Below are 16,163 nucleotides of genomic sequence, written 5' to 3' on the forward strand. Positions count from 1 at the left end.
GTTCCCGACCCATGGCGGATGTGCTCCGAGCTGGCCCGGGTGACCCGCCCCGGCGGGCTCATCTTCCTGAGCTACACGAACTGGCTGTCCCCTTGGGGCGGCCACGAGACCGCACCCTGGCACTATCTGGGTGGCGACCGGGCGGCGGCAAGGTTCGAACGCCGCAAGGGCAAGGCGCCGAAGAACATCTACGGCAAGACTCTGTTCCCGGTGTCGGTGGCCGACACCCTCGCCTGGGCGAAGCGGCGGCCCGACGTCGAGATCCTCGACGCGATGCCGCGCTATCTACCCGACTGGGCGAAGGTGATTCTCAGGATTCCCGGTGCCCGCGAGATTGTGACCTGGAACCTCGCGATGGTGTTGCGCAAGCGCTGAGCCGCCGGGCCGCGCGAGTGCCGGTCCGGTGGCTCCGGCCCAGCGGCTCAGAGGAGTCGCAGCTGCTTGCCCGGTGCCGGCCGGCGCGGCCGACGCCGCCCGCCCTCGGCCGGGACGCCCTCGGCCGGGGCAGAGGACAGCAAAGCCGGCCTGATATCCGCAAGAAACGGTGAGGGACGGGTCGTCACGACCGACCCGGCGCGCCGCCGGCTGGCCGCCGAGGTGAGGACCAACCGATGCCTGGCCCGGGTGACGCCGACGAAGAAGAGCCGGCGCTCCTCCGCCTCGGCGTCCTTCGTGCCGGCGTCGGCGGTTCCGCCGACGCCACCGCCCGGCGCCTCACCGCCCGGAATCCCACCGGCCGGACCGAACCGCATCGGCAGCAGCCCGTCCTCACAACCGACGATGATGACCAGGCCGTATTCCAGGCCCTTGCTCGCGTGCAGGGTCAGCAGCGAGATCCGGTCCGCCCTCGGGTCCAGCCCGTCGACCTCGGCGGCGAGCGTGACCGACGTGAGGAAACCCGCCAGGTCGTTGCCGGCCGCTGCGGCGGCCGGTGCGAGCAGCTCCACCGCCAGGCGCAGCTCGGCCTCGGTCGGCACCCGCCCGCCGGAGAAGCCGGGGAACCCGTCGGACGGCACGGCGCCGAGCTCGCTTCTCCTCGCCTCGGCAAGATCGGTGGCCCGTGCCGCCGCGTCGCGCAGCAGACCCGACACCGGACGCGGGACGCCGGGACCCGACGGACCCGTGGTCGTCAGGTCCTGCAGCAGGGCGAGCAGGCCGGCGACCGCGGGAGCGTCCGCGAGCGGGAGATGAGAGCGCCGCTGGAACGGGAAACCGCGGGTGGCCAGCGCTTCCATGATCGGCTCGGCCTGGCGGGCGGTCCGGTAGAGCACGGCGATGTCCGCGAAGGAGAACCCCGCGTCGACCGATCCGTCCACCCCCGAGTCCAACGCGTGGAACGAGGTACCGCCAAGCGCCGCGTCGATCGTGCCGACGACGGCGATCGCCTCCTCGGCCTCACTGCGGTAGCGCCGCAGCAGCACCGGGCCGTCGCCCTCGGCGCCCCGCACGGCGGTCAGGGTCCGGTCCGGGACCAGACTCGCGGGCGCGATCACATCGAGCGCCGTCCGCACGATGGTGCGGGTGGATCGGTAGCCGCGGGTCAGGGCGACCGGGCGGGCACTCGGGTAGTCCTGCTCGAACCGCAGGAAGAACCGGACGTCCGCACCCCGGAAGCTGTAGATAGCCTGGTCCGGGTCGCCGATCACGCACAGGTTGGCCGTGGGGGGACACAACAGCCCCAGCAGGCGGTACTGGAGTTCGTCGGTGTCCTGGTACTCGTCGACCCAGACGTGGCGCCACCGCCGCTGGTAGTGCTCGGCGAGATCCGGGGACGACCGCAGCAGGGTCAGCGGCAGGGTGATCAGATCGTCGAGGTCGACCATGTCCCGATCGCGCAGCGCGGCGTCGTAACGGGCGAGCGCCCCGACCAGGTCGTGGTCGCGGATCTCCTCGCCGAGCGCTCGGTGCCGCTTGAGCTCGGCGACACCGGCCGCCACCCGCCGGCGCGTCCGGGCGTCGCCCTCACCGTGCAGCGCCGCGGCGATTAGCTCCACGCGCACCGCGTCGTCCGCTACCTGGACCTGCGGGCCCCGGGCGAGTTTCGCGTGCTGCTCACGGATGATCGTGAGCCCGAGGCCGTGGAAGGTCGTCGCGAGCACCCGTCCGGCGGCGTCACCCAGCAGGACGGCGAGCCGTTCGGCGAGCTCCCCGGCCGCACGCCGGGTGAAGGTGACCGCCAGGCACTCCCCGGCCGGCACCCCGTGCTCAGCGACCCGGTGTGCGATCGCGTGGACCAGCGTACGGGTCTTGCCCGTTCCCGGTCCGGCGAGGACGAGCAGCGGACCGGACAGATGCGAGGCGGCCAGCCGCTGCTCGGGATCCAGCCCGTCGAGCACCGACGGGGTCTCGCCGGAAACCGGCGTGAACAGCTGGCTGCCGGCCACCGCGGCGTCCCCCGGCAGCACCGTGGCGTCCCCCGGCACCACCGTGGCATCAGAGGCCGGGCGCGCCCGCGCCGCGAGCGCCTCGTCGAGGGAGGGTCCCGTATCGATCCGGTCCTGCCCACCGGCCGCACCGGATCCCAGGTCGAACAGGGTGCCACCGTCCCGGGCGAGCTCCCGGGGCTCAAACAACCGGATGACGCCGTACTCGCCGTCGAACCCGGCCTGCCGGATCACCTCCCCGCGGCGCAGGCGACTGATTGCCTCGACCAGCTCCGGCGATCCGGCCTCGGCGATGTCCGTGAGCGGTACGTCGCCGAGGATGTCGAGCTCCGGGCCCAGACGGGAGACCAACGACGTCACCTGACCCGCGACCGCCTTGCTCTTCGGACCCACGCCGAGGATCTCCCCGACGACCTCCGGCAGCGGAACCAGCGAGGTGACGCCGGGCGCCGTGACGGGGCGGTGGCCGGGCCGCCGGTCGGCCAGCGCCTCGACCCGGTTGAGGACCCCGACGGTGAGGCCACCGCCGCAGGTGGGGCAGCGTCCGCCGGCCTCCCGGGTCTGGTCCGGCGTGAGGACCACCCCGCACTTGCGATGCCCGTCGAGGTGGTACTTGCCCTCCTCCGGGAAGAACTCGACGGTCCCCGCGAAGCCGTCCCCGCCGCGCAGCGCGGCCTCGATGGAGAAGTAGTCGAGGTCGCAGGTGAACGCGGTCGCCTCCCGGCCGAGCATCGGCGGGGAGTGGGCGTCAGAGTTGCTCACCAGCCGGTAACGGTCGAGACCGGAGATCCGCCAGAACATCTCCGGGTCCGCCGAAAGCCCCGTCTCCAGGGCGAAGACCTCATCGGCGAGGTCGCCGTAGCAGTCCTCGACGGCGTCGAACCCGGACTTCGAACCGAGAACCGCGAACCAGGGCGTCCACACGTGCGCCGGGACCAGATAGCAGCCCGCCCCGCCACCAAGGGTGATCTCCAGCAGATCGCGGGAGTCCAGGCCCAGGATGGGACGCCCGTCCGCGGCGAGGTTGCCGATTCGGGCCAACGCCGCCGTGATCCGTCCGGCGGCCTCCCGATCGGGAGCGTAGAGAAGATGATGGACCTTACGGGTCCGGTCGCCCCTCTTGTAGATCGTCGAGATCTCACTGGAGATCATGAAGCGGGTCGCCGTCCGGCAGGAGGCCGGCAACGTGCGCAGCACCTCATGCTCGAGATCGGACCGCAGCCGGAACAGGCCGGGCTCGGCCGGGAGCAGCTTCGTCGCGATCTCCTGGGACCAGGCCGGATGGGTGAAGTCGCCGGTGCCGACGACGGCGATGCCCTTGCGTGCCGCCCACCAGGCCAGGTGCTCCAGATCGCAGTCACGACTGCAGGCACGCGAGTACCGGGAGTGAATGTGCACATCAGTGTAGAACCGTGACCTCACGGATGCGTATGTTGTCGCACCCGCCTCGCCGTGCCGTCGGCGGCACGCCGAACCCGCACCCGGCGCACCCCGCGGACGGGCTACCCCCTCCTGTCGCTCCGCCGGAGAGGGGGACGTCATTATGCGTAGGATGCCGGCATCCTGCCGACCTCGCGGACGTGGCGTCACAGATCGGTGGCGCCGCGGATCGGGAGAGCGGATCGGGAGAACAGCGCCGACGGGAGGAAAGTCACGTGGCGACAACCGACGGATGTCGTTTCCTTCCCGGCGCGGGCGCCGGGATCTCCAGAGCGAGGTCCTGATGACGACGGAGACCGCCGGCCTCGAGCGGCATGCCGCCCTCGCCGACCGCTGTCACCGGCTGGTGCGGTTCCTCCATGAGGTCGCGGCGGCCCGGTCGGGCCGGATCCGGACCATCGAGGAGCATCCGCTCACGGTGTGGCTCGCCAGCATCCCGGCCGGCGTGCCACTGTCCGAGCACGCCGGGGCCGGCGAGGTGCTGCTGACCGCCCCCGCCGCCACCGTCCTGCCCCCACCGCCGCCACCGCCGCCACCGCCCGCGATCCTCGCCGGCCAGATCGTGCTGCCCGACGCGGCCGGCGCCGATCCCGACCAGCCGCCGGTATGGAACGGCGCCGCCGCCGAGCAGACCGCCGCCGCGGCGGCCTACCAGGCCTGGTTGCCGCGATGGCAGCTCTGGGCGACACGCGCGCGCGTTGACGCGGAGCGGCGCAATCTGCACAACACGCTGCACGCGGTCGCGGCCCGGGTCGCCCAGGAGGGTGACGCGCTGGAACTCGTGCTGGCGACCGGCCTGCTGACCTGGCAGCCACCGGGCGGCCCCACCGTCCGCGAGCACCTGCTGACCACCCGACTGACCTGCGACATCGACCCGGTCACCTCCGACATCAGGGTGCGGGTCCCGGCGGGAGCCACGACGCGCCTCGCCGACGGCCCGCTGCTCGACGGCATCGCCGGCTTCCGCCGGGAACGGACGAACGCGCTGCACGAGCGCCTGCGGGGACGACCGTCGGCGCCACTGGGCCCGGACGACATCCGGCTGCTGCGGGACTGGCTGGCGCTGGCGCTCGACGTGCCGACGGACGGCTTCGAACCCGACCTCGCGCCGCCCGCGCCGCCGCCGCCCGACAGCGCGTCACGCCCGCGGGTGACCTTCGCCCCGGCCCTCGTCCTGCGCACCCGTGACCAAGCCGCCCTGCTGACCTACTACGAGCGGATGCTCGACGTCCTGCGGGGTGACGGACCTCCGCCGCTCGGCCTCGTCCAGCTGGTGGAGACCCTCGGCGCCGCCGACCGGCTGGCCTGGCTCGAGGCGGAGGGGGCGACGAGCGGCGCCGAGCTCGGTGCGGACCCGCTGCTCCCGCTCCCGGCCAGTCCCGAGCAGGCCCGGGTGCTGGAACGGCTTCGCCACGACAACGGCGTCGTCGTCGAGGGCCCGCCCGGCACCGGCAAGACGCACACGATCGCCAACCTGGTCTGCGCCCTGCTGGCGGAGGGGCAACGGGTTCTGGTCACCAGCCAGAAGTCGCAAGCCCTGCGGGAGAAACTGCCCCCGGACCTGCAGCGGCTGTGCGTGTCGTTCACCGACACCGAGGAGGCACGCGGCGCTCCGGTCGACCAGGCCGAGAACGCGGGGGCGGGCCTGGACGGCCGGCCCGACCCGGTCTTCGACCCCGCCCCGGCCGGGGCTGAAGACGGAGCGGACGAGCTCGGCGGCATCGGCGTGGGTTCCCCCGAGCTCGCCGCGAGCGTGAGCGCCCTGGCCGCGGAGAAGGCCACCTATCACCCCGAGGCGCTCGACCGGCGGATCGCGCGGGCCGCCGCGCGTCGGCGGGAGGCGATCCGCGCCCGCGATGTCCTGGCGGACCGGGCCCGCGCCCTGCGGTTGGCCGAGCACACGGTGCATCCGGACAGCGAGGTGGCTCCGGGCTGGGGCGGGACGCGGGCGAGCATCGCGGCGCGGGTCCGGGCCGAGGCCGACGCGTCGCGGTGGCTGCCGCGGCCCGTGCCCCGGGCCACCGCGACCACCGCAGCCACCACGACGACGGGGTCCGGGCCTGTCGGGCCTGCGCCGGTTCCCCCGCCGTTGACCGGCGCCGAGGCACTGGAGCTCCACGCCCTGCTGCGATCCGGTCAGATGCGATCTGGTCAGGACGCCGGCGCGGACCGGTCCGCCAGCCCGGTGGTCGAGATGAGCCGGTTCCTACCCGCCGAGCGGTTCGCGGACCTGGTGGCCGCCGCCCGCGCGGCCGACGAGGCGGTCCGCCTTGCCCGCGCGGCCGTCCGTCCCGCGACCCGAGGTCTCCTCGACACGCTTGCCGCCGTCGATCCCGCGGTGGTCTCCCTCGATCCGCTACAGCAGGCGGTCGCCAGGCTCTCCCGCACGCTCGAGGAGCTCGACGGGCGCGGGCAGCGGTCGCACAGACGGCACTGGGTTCCGGCGGCCCTCGACGACGCCCTCGCCGGCCGGGACCGGGTCCTCTGGGCGAAGGTGGCCGCGGCCACGCCGATGATCGCCGAAGCGACACGGCACGTGACCGAACTCGGTCTGCACGCGGTCGCCCTTCCGACCTCCGCGTCCCCGGACGGCTCCGCCTCGGCCGCCGACGCCGGCTCCCCGGCGGATCCGGGCTTCGACCCCGCCGCTCTGCTCGCCCGGGGGGAGGCGCTGCGCGAGCACCTCGACGCCGGGGGCGAGCTGCGGCGCAGGTTCCGGCCGAAGGTCCAGAAGGAGGCGGACGCGCTGCTGACCCGGACGCTGGTGGACGGCGTCGCGCCGACCACCCCGGAGCTGCTCGATCTCGTGCTCGTCCGGCTCCGGGCGGAGGTCGCGGTCGAGGCCGCGACCCGCGGGTGGGCCCTGGTCGGGATCGCGCCGCGGCCCACCGATCCCTTCGAGGTACGCCTGTCCCGACTGGTTGAGGCGCAGGAGGCCGTCACCGAGATCCAGGCGGTCGTGACGGCGCGGGACCGGGTCGTGGCGATCCTGGAGGACATCGTGCCCGGCCGGGCACCGGCGGTGGACTCCGCCGAGCGCGTCCGGGATCTCGCGGCCGTCATGGCCGCGCTGCGCCCGATGGCAGCCGCCGCCGACGCCGAGCAGGCACTGGGGGAACTGCGGGAGGGCTACGCCGAGCTTGCCACCGCGGCGGGCGCGCCGTCCGAGGTCGCCGAGCTGGCCGGCGCGGTGGCGGCCCGCAATGTGGCCGCGTACACGCGGACCCGGGCCGCGCTCGCCACCACCATGGCTGCCCGGGAGGTGACGCTGCGCCGGGACGAGCTGCTCGGCCGGCTGCGCGCGGCGCATCCCGACCTCGCCGATCTTCTCGTCTCGACGGCCGGCGCGACCCGGCCCAATGGAGCGGAGATCTGGCCGGCCAGGCTCGCGGCGTTCACGACCGCCTGGTCCTGGGCGGTGGCCGCGAGCTGGCTGACCGCCACGGCCGCCGGCGCCGGCGCGGCTCCCGGCGGCCCGGCTGGACCACCTGTCGATCTGGACGCCGAGCTGGACGCGGCGGAGGACATGGTCGCCGCGGCCACCGCGGAGCTGGCCGGCGCCCGCGCGTGGAAACACTGCCTCGAACGGATGGGCGCCGAGCAATCGGCCGCGCTGCACGCCTATGCCGACGCGGTGGCGGCCAGCGGCACCTTCGGCGGCCGCCACGCCGAACGTTTCCGCCAGGCCGCCCGGGAGGCGATGGAGATCGCCCAGACGGCGGTGCCGGCCTGGGTCATGCCGATCCGGGAGGTGCTGTCGACGATCCCGGCGGTGCGCGACAGCTTCGACGTCGTGATCGTCGACGAAGGCAGTCAGGCCGGGCTCGACAGCCTGTTCCTGCTCTGGCTCGCCCCACGGGTGATCGTCGTGGGCGACGACCGGCAGTGCACGCCGCCGGTGGAGGTCACGGACGAGCTCGACCGGGTCTTCGACCGGCTGGAGGCCCTGCTGCCGGAGGTGCCGGCGTGGCTGCGCGTCGGGTTCACCCCCCGGTCGAGCCTGTTCACGCTGTTGCGGACCCGCTTCGGCGAGGTGATCCGGCTGCGGGAGCACTTCCGGTGCATGCCGGAAATCATCGAGTGGTCGTCGGCCATGTTCTACCGGGACGCGCCGCTGCTTCCCCTGCGCCAGTTCGGCGCCGACCGGCTGCCGCCGCTGGTCGCCCGGTTCGTTCCCCATGGTTTCACCACAGACGCGGGCCTCGGTCCACGCAATCCGGCCGAGGCCGATGCCCTGGTCGCGCAGGTGCTCTCCTGCGCCGAGGATCCCCGGTACGCCCGGCTCTCCTTCGGCGTCGTCGTCCCGCAGGGCACCGCGCAGGCGGCGCTGATCCGCGACCAGCTGGCCGACCGGATGTCCGCCGCCGAGCACCAGCGTCGACGGCTGCGGGTGGGCGTCCCCGCCGACTTCCAGGGCGACGAGCGCGACGTCGTCTTCCTGTCCCTGGTGGTGGCGCCCGACTCGCGCATCACCCCGCTGACCCGACTGGAGTACCAGCGGCGGTTCAACGTCGCGGCCTCCCGGGCCCGCGACCAGGTCTGGCTGTTCCACTCCGTACCGGTTACCGATCTTGACCCCCGCGATCTGCGGCACAACTATCTGAGCTACGTGCTGTCCACGACGCACCCGGCGACCGCCGGCCGCGGCGAGGAGCCCCCGGCGCTCGCCGAGGTGCCGGCCAACCGTCCGCATCCGGCCTTCGGATCCCTGTTCGAACAGCGGGTCTTCCGGGAGATCGCCGGCCGCGGCTACCTGGTCACCCCGCAGGTGGAGGTCAACGGTCGGCGGGTCGACCTGGTCGTCTCCGGCGGTCGGGCCCGGCTCGCCGTCGAGTGCGACGGGGACGTCGGCTCCGGTCCGGACGAGATCGCGCACGAGTTCGCCCGGGAGCGCGAGCTGCGCCGGGCGGGCTGGCGGTTCTGGCGGGTCCGCCAGCCCGAGTTCGACACCGACGCCGCGTTGGCCTCGTTGTGGCCGCGGCGGGCGAGGGCCGGCATCGCGCCCGTGAACACCGGGGCGCGACGACCGCGGGACGATGCCGCCATCGGCCTCCCCCGCGTCGAACACTCCACCGTCCGGGCGAGCGCCGACGAGGCGCTGCACCGGTGGCGGCCCATCGCCCTGTCCGATCTGGATGGCCTCGACGACGCACCGCCGGACGCCGATCCGCACGATCCGGCCCGTGATCCGGCCCCTGCCCCCCGGCGAGGCGCGGGCGCGGCCCTGGGCGCCGGTGGGGGCGACCGCTCCCCGCGGGCCGAACGGGTCGGTCAGGCCGGCGGCCCGGCCACCCCGCCCGGTTCGAACGGCGCCGGCAGGACGTCGGGACCGTGATCGTCGTGGGGATGCCTCGACGCCTGCTCCGGCGTCTTCTCCGCGGCGTGTCCCGGATCCGTCGGGTCCTCGGTCTCCGAGTCGCCCACGCCGGCGATCCGCACGAGTCCGGGTCGCGGCAGTCGCGGCTTCACGGTCGGCAGTTCGGTGAAATCCGCCCGGCGGATGCGGCAGAACGCGCTCTGGGTTCCGGTGCCGAGCTGGCACGCCCCGAAGTCGGCTGCGGCGGACAGGTAGGCAAGCGCCTCGGTCCGGTCGAGCCCGACCCGGCTCTGTAGGAAGACCACCGCCGACCGCGCCGCGCGGCGGACGGACTCGGCGAGGTCAACGTCGAGCCCCAGGGTGACCCAGGCCGTGTCGGTCTCGATGAACGGTTCCCGCAGCGCGCCGAGAACCGACCGGGCCGCCGTGTCACGCAGCACGGTCAGCCGCAGCGTCGCCCGCAGCGGGCCATCCAGGGCGGTGGCACCGATCTTCCCGTCTCCGAGGGCGTAATGCGGATCGCCGACGGCGAACAACGCGCCGCTCACCTGGACCGGCAGGAACAGCCGCGCGCCCGCGCCGAGTTCCCGGCAGTCCAGGGCGCCGCCGTGCGGACCGATCGAGGTGGAGGGGACGATCTCGATCGTAGTGTCCACGCCGACCGCCATGATTCCCAGGAACGGCGCCAACGGAAACCGGGGCCTGCTGCCGTTCACACTGGTCAGGGCGCCGAACAGACGGCCCCGCCGGCGCTCCACAGCGCAGAAGGTGGTAACGGTGCGGAAGCGTTGCCAATGGCGGGCGTCGGCGTCCGAGTCCGGTGGCCCCCCGCGGGGAACTCCCCGGCGAGCAGGCCCGCGCCATGGCGGGTCGAGACGATCCCATACCGTGCGCGGGGATGCAGCGAGACCATCTCAACCCGCAGCACGTCCCCCGGTTCCGCGCCCCGGACGAACACCGGTCCGGTGACGATGTGGGGGCCGTCCACCCCGAACCGGTGCGGGATACCCGAAGCGGCGATCGCCCGGGCGTCGGCCAGCACCTCCGACGGCGCGACCCCGAAACCGGCGAAGAAGGCGTCGGGATCGCGCCCCTGGTCGCAGAGGATCCCCTCCTGGCTGACCGTATCGAAGGTGACCGTGGCGCCGGAGTCGACACTGAGAACCGGCCTGGTCAGGGCGTTCGGCAGCTCACCCCATCTGATGGTCTCGGGGGTGGAGGGCAGGTAGTGCCTTCCCTCGATCCTTCCTCGGCCAGGCTGCAGCGCCACCCGGCCCTACCTGGACCGATGCCTGGTCAGCGGACCTCCGCTGGGCCGAATCGCCTGGGCGCGCGGCTGACCGGCCCCACGGATCACGGCAGGCCGCGGACGACATACACGCGGACAGGTCTGGCTTCGCACGCGCGTCAGATTTCCAGTGACATATGTCGGGAAGGTGACGCGGACGTTGCGATCACGGTCATTCCGCTGTTTCCGGGTACCCGGTGCGGTCAGGGCCGCGTCCACCCGTCGGTGCCGCCTCCGGCCGGGAGTCCCGGGTCCGGCCGGTCCGGCCGGTCGGTCGGTCGGTCCGGGGGTCGGCGGGGTCGGGAAACTCCGACGAGGATGAAATATCCAGATCAGTAGGGTATTGGAGGATATGGCGAGTGGGAAGTCACGGGAAACCCCCGGCGGGCGCAACGCTGCGCGATCTGGGTGAGTTCGGCTTGATCGAGGCTGTGACGGCGCGTTTCTCCCATGGACGGGACGTGCTGGTCGGCCCCGGGGACGATGCGGCGGTGCTGGCCGCCCCGGACGGTCGGGTGGTCGTCACCACCGACCTGCTGCTCGAAGGACGCCACTTCCGCCGGGACTGGTCGTCCGCGGTGGATGTCGGGCACAAGGCCGCCGCGCAGAACCTCGCCGACGTGGCGTCGATGGGGGCGAGGCCCACCGGCCTGTTCCTCGGATTCGCCGCACCCGGCGACCTCGCGGTCGACTGGGCCCTGGCGATGGCCGACGGAATGGCCGAGGAATGCGCGTATGCCGGTGCCTCCGTGTCCGGCGGGGACGTCAGCTCCGCGGATTCGATCATGCTCGGGGTGACCGCGCTCGGTGACCTGCAGGGCCGGCCGCCGGTCCTGCGCTCGGGCGCCCGGCCCGGTGACGCCGTGGTGCTCGCTGGTCGTCTCGGGTGGGCCCAGGCGGGGCTGGCCCTACTCACGGCGGGTTCGGCAGCCGGCGATTCCCGATGGGTCGACGACCCGCGATGGAAGGAGCTGATCGCGGCGCATCGCCGGCCCCGGCCACCCTACGCGCTCGGGCCGGTGCTCGCCGCCGCGGGCGCGCACGCCATGTGCGACGTCTCGGACGGTCTCGTGGCGGATCTCGGCCACATCGCCGTGGCATCGGGGGTGTCCATCAATCTCGCGCCGGAAGCCTTCCTGATCGACGAGGCGATGCGGTCGGCCGGGGCCGCCCTTGATGTGGACCCGTTGCGCTGGGTACTCGACGGCGGCGAGGATCACGCGCTGGTCGCCTGCCTTCCCCCAGGAGTGACCCCGCCGGCCGGGTGCGTAATGATCGGTTCGGTCCTGAGCGGCGCGGGACCGGTCGGCGCGGGGGTGACAGTGGACGGGGAGCGTCCCGTAGGCAGCGGCGGGTGGGACCACTACGGACAGTCCGCGACGGACGCACTCTGACCCCGGGCAAACCAAGGGACAACGACACCAAGGGAGAAAGGGCACCAAGGAGCAGAAACATCAAGAGGCAGATGCCGGCCCGCCAGGTCGCCTCACGGGCGTAGGTCGCTCGAAGCGACATTTATTGGGTCCGGGGGCCATGATGCGGGCCGGCGTCACCGAGCATAACCGACGGCCCGCCCGGGAGTATCCCCACCGTGCGGTGAACGATCGAACGATCTCGCTCTCGCCCTGATTGGCTGTAGCTGCCGGCCGTTCCCGGCGCCGGTCCGCGTATCCCGGAGAACACGCCGAGCAATCTACTCGTAACCGATCGGGGGACAGGTCGAACCAGGATGCCCAGAGCGGGTAGGATGGGCAGACGGTGGCGGAAAGGCCTTTCGGAGGCCGAGAAGCGAGACCGTGGATAGAGGCGAATGACCCCGTGACAGCACCAACGGTACCTGCGTCAGGACCTGACTTCGGACCCAACGAATGGCTGGTCTTCGAGATCTACCAGCAGTTTCTCGAAGATCCGCAGAGCGTATCGCCGGAGTGGCGCGAGTTCCTCTCCGATTACCGCCCCGGCACGCCGCCCGCCTCCGCGGGCGTAGCCGAACAGGCCGCCACGGCGGCCCCTAGCGGAGAGGTCTCGCCGGATGGTGAGGTCTCCCACACTACGCCTGTTCCGGTGAAGCCGAGCGAGGCCGTCCCGTCTGTTCCGGCCGCCGCGACCGCGCCGGTCCCGGCGTCGGCGCAGCCCGCCGGGCCCCCGAAGCAGGCGGCACCCGCCGACCGGCAGGTTCCGGGGGCGGCCACGCCGCTGCGCGGCGCCGCCGCCCGCGTGGTCAGCAACATGGAGACCTCGCTGCACGTCCCGACGGCGACCTCGGTGCGGGCGGTGCCGGCCAAGCTGCTCGCGGACAACCGCATCGTGATCAACCGGCACCTGGCCCGCTCCAGCGGCGGCAAGGCGTCCTTCACGCACATCATCGGCTACGCGATGGTCAAGGCGCTGGCCGCGCATCCCATCATGAACGCCTCCTACACGGAGGTGGGCGGCAAGCCGGCCATCGTCCAGCCGGAGCACATCAACCTGGGCCTCGCCATCGACCTGGTGACCCCGAAGGGCCGCCAGCTCGTCGTCGCCGCCGTCAAGAAGGCCGAGACGCTGGACTTCACCCAGTTCTGGCAGGCCTACGAGGACCTCGTGCGCCGGGCCCGGGCGAACAAGCTGACCACCGACGACTTCACCGGCGTCACCATCAGCCTGACCAACCCCGGCGGCATCGGCACCGTGCACTCGGTGCCCCGCCTGATGGAGGGCCAGGGCACGATCATCGGTGTCGGGGCGATGGAGTACCCGGCCGAGTTCTCCGGCGCGTCGGCGAACACCCTGGCGAAGCTCGCGATCTCCAAGATCATCACACTGACCAGCACCTACGACCACCGCATCATCCAGGGCGCCCAGTCGGGTGAGTACCTGCGCCGGATGCACCAGCTGCTCCTCGGCGAGGACCGCTTCTACGACGAGATCTTCCAGTCGCTACGGGTGCCCTACGAGCCCGTGCGCTGGGTCACCGACATGCCGGTCGTGCACGAGGGCGACCTCGACCACAACGCCCGGGTGCTGGAACTGATCCACGCCTACCGGGTGCGCGGCCACCTCATGGCGGACACGAACCCGCTCGAGTTCGCCATCCGCAGCCATCCCGATCTCGACATCATCAGCCACGGGCTGACCCTGTGGGACCTCGACCGCGAGTTCGCCGTCGGCGGCTTCGCCGGGCACCGGACGATGTCCCTGCGCGACGTCCTGGGGGTCCTGCGCGACTCGTACTGCCGTCGGATCGGCATCGAGTACATGCACATCCAGGAGCCGGACGAGCGCGCCTGGATCCAGGCCCGGGTCGAGCGGGCCGCGGAGCGGCCGGACCCGGCCGAGCAGCTGCACGTGCTGGAGCGGCTCGGGGCCGCGGAGGCGTTCGAATCGTTCTTGCAGACCAAGTACGTCGGCCAGCGCCGGTTCTCCCTCGAGGGCGCCGAGTCGACGATCCCCGCCCTCGACGAAGTTCTCTCGCGCGCCGCCGGCGCGGGGATGGACGAGGTCGTCATCGGCATGGCCCATCGCGGCCGGCTGAACGTGCTCGCCAACATCGTCGGCAAGTCCTACCGGCAGATCTTCGCCGAGTTCGAGGGCTACCTCGACCCGCAGACCGCACACGGCTCCGGCGACGTCAAGTACCACCTCGGCGCCGAGGGCGTCTACACCGGCCAGGACGGCCGCACGGTACCGGTCTCGGTGGTCGCGAACCCGTCGCACCTCGAGGCGGTCGACCCGGTCACCGAGGGCGTCGTCCGCGCCAAGCAGGACATCCTGGACAAGGGCTCGGCGGGTTTCACCGTCCTGCCGGTACTCGTCCACGGCGATGCCGCGTTCGCCGGTCAGGGGGTCGTCGCCGAGACCCTCAACCTGTCCCAGCTGCGCGGATACCGCACCGGCGGCACCGTGCACCTGGTCATCAACAACCAGGTCGGATTCACCACCTCGCCGGACTCCGGCCGGTCGTCGGTGTACGCCACCGACGTCGCCCGGATGGTCCAGGCACCGATCTTCCACGTGAACGGGGACGACCCGGAGGCGTGTGTCCGGGTCGCGGCGCTGGCGTTCGAGTACCGCCAGGCGTTCCACAAGGACGTCGTCATCGACCTGGTCTGCTACCGGCGGCGCGGGCACAACGAGATGGACGAGCCCTCGTTCACCCAGCCGTTGATGTACGACACCATCGCCAGCAAGCGTTCGGTGCGCAAGCTCTACACCGAGGCGCTGATCGGCCGCGGGGACATCACCCGCGAGGAGGCCGAGCAAGCGATGAAGAGCTACCGCGCGGAGCTCGAGAAGGCCTTCGCGCAGACCCGGGACACCACTCCGGCGGGCTCGTCGCCGCAGCCACGCATCATCACCACCCCGGAGGAGGCCGCCGCGGCGGCCGCGGTGAGCACCGCCGTGTCCGACGAGGCCGTGAAGAAGGTCATCGAGACCCAGGTCAACCTGCCGGAGGGCTTCACCGTCCATCCACGGCTGCGTCCCCAGGTCGAGCGGCGGGCCCAGATGGTGAAGACCGGCTCGATCGACTGGGCGCTGGCGGAGACCTTGGCCTTCGGAACGCTCCTACTCGACGGCCGCTCGGTGCGGCTGACCGGTCAGGACAGCCGGCGGGGCACCTTCGGCCAGCGGCACGCCGTGCTGGTCGACCGGCACAGCGCCGCGGACCACACCCCGCTGCGGACCCTGCGCTACGGCCTCGACGGCACCATCGTGAACGACGGTGTCGGCACCTTCTACGTCTACGACTCGCTGTTGAGCGAGTTCGCGGCGATGGGCTTCGAGTACGGCTACGCGGTCGCCCGGCCGGACATGCTGGTGCTCTGGGAGGCGCAGTTCGGCGACTTCGCCAACGGCGCCCAGTCGATCATTGACGAGTTCATCACCGCCGGTGAGGCCAAGTGGGGCCAGCGGTCGGCAGTCACCCTGCTGCTGCCGCACGGCTACGAGGGTCAGGGTCCCGACCACTCCTCCGCCCGCATCGAGCGATTCCTGTCGCTGTGCGCGGACAACAACATGACGGTCTCCGCACCCTCGTCCCCCGCCAGCTACTTCCACCTGCTGCGCCGGCAGGCCCTCTCGCCGGTCCGGCGCCCGCTGGTGGTCTTCACCCCCAAGTCGATGCTGCGGCTGAAGGCCGCGACGTCCACCGTGGCGGAGCTGACCGGCAGCGGCTGGCAGCCGGTGATTGACGACGGGTCCGTCACGGACCCGTCGGCCGTGCGCCGGGTACTGCTCACGGGCGGCAAGGTCTACTACGATCTCGCCGCCGCCCGGGGGAAGCACGATGACGCCGAGCGGTTCGCCCTGCTGCGCGTCGAACAGCTCTACCCGACGCCCGGACCGGAGCTCGCGCAGGTCCTGGAGCGTTACCCGAACGTGACGGACATCGTCTGGCTCCAGGAGGAGCCAGCGAACCAGGGCGCCTACCCGCACATGGCCCTCAACCTGACCGAGTTCCTGCCCGGCGGCATCCGGCTGCGTCGCATCTCCCGGCGCGCCGCCGCGGCCCCGGCCTCGGGGTCGTCGAAGGTGCACGAGCGCGAGCAGCAGGCCCTGGTCGAGGCGGCGTTCGAGAACTGAGCGCGCGGCTGGCGGGGCGTGCCCGATCCGAGGACCGGGTCCCGCCCCGCCAGTGGTGTTCCCGCCCCGCCGTGCCCGGCAGCGCCACCGGCGTGCGGCGGCCGGTCCGGCTCGCCACCTGGCTGGCCCGCCCAGCCCCGCGTCAGGAGTCCCCGCATCGCACCAAAGAGGC

At 72.6% G+C, this 16,163-nt stretch carries 6 protein-coding genes and 1 pseudogene; 4 read left to right on the top strand and 3 right to left on the bottom strand.

What is annotated here, in order from left to right; all coding sequences use genetic code 11:
* Positions 1-375: pseudogene (locus tag AC08OQ_RS09130) on the top strand (methyltransferase type 11); the annotation flags it as partial.
* A gap of 47 nt (positions 376-422) precedes the next feature.
* Here AC08OQ_RS09130 and AC08OQ_RS09135 read toward each other — a convergent pair.
* On the bottom strand, positions 423-3,806 hold the full coding sequence (locus tag AC08OQ_RS09135) for a UvrD-helicase domain-containing protein (protein ID WP_476600528.1): 3,384 nt from the start codon (positions 3,804-3,806) through the stop codon (positions 423-425).
* A 301-nt stretch (positions 3,807-4,107) separates the two neighbouring features.
* Here AC08OQ_RS09135 and AC08OQ_RS09140 point away from each other — a divergent pair, with 301 nt between their 5' ends.
* Positions 4,108-9,159: an AAA domain-containing protein gene (locus tag AC08OQ_RS09140; RefSeq protein WP_476600526.1), complete on the top strand. Its 5,052-nt coding sequence runs from the start codon at positions 4,108-4,110 to the stop codon at positions 9,157-9,159.
* Here the strand turns inward: AC08OQ_RS09140 and AC08OQ_RS09145 are convergent.
* Both AC08OQ_RS09145 and AC08OQ_RS09150 read right to left on the bottom strand, forming a co-directional pair.
* Positions 9,096-9,797 carry an acetamidase/formamidase family protein gene (locus tag AC08OQ_RS09145; protein WP_476600524.1) on the bottom strand — a complete coding sequence of 234 codons (702 nt, stop codon included), beginning with the start codon at positions 9,795-9,797 and terminating at the stop codon, positions 9,096-9,098. The genes AC08OQ_RS09140 and AC08OQ_RS09145 overlap by 64 nt on opposite strands.
* A 65-nt stretch (positions 9,798-9,862) precedes the next feature.
* Positions 9,863-10,411: an acetamidase/formamidase family protein gene (locus AC08OQ_RS09150; protein ID WP_476600522.1), complete on the bottom strand. Its 549-nt coding sequence runs from the start codon at positions 10,409-10,411 to the stop codon at positions 9,863-9,865.
* A gap of 377 nt (positions 10,412-10,788) precedes the next feature.
* On the opposite strand from AC08OQ_RS09150, the gene AC08OQ_RS09155 reads away from it, so the two are divergent.
* Entirely contained in the window at positions 10,789-11,823 is a 1,035-nt protein-coding gene (locus AC08OQ_RS09155) for a thiamine-phosphate kinase (protein WP_476600520.1), read from the top strand.
* A 424-nt stretch (positions 11,824-12,247) separates the two neighbouring features.
* Positions 12,248-15,991, top strand: a complete 3,744-nt coding sequence (locus AC08OQ_RS09160; protein ID WP_476604895.1) for a multifunctional oxoglutarate decarboxylase/oxoglutarate dehydrogenase thiamine pyrophosphate-binding subunit/dihydrolipoyllysine-residue succinyltransferase subunit — start codon at positions 12,248-12,250, stop codon at positions 15,989-15,991.
* Positions 15,992-16,163: the final 172 nt, after the last annotated feature.

It is taken from the genome of Frankia sp. CcCS3, from assembly GCF_977927575.1.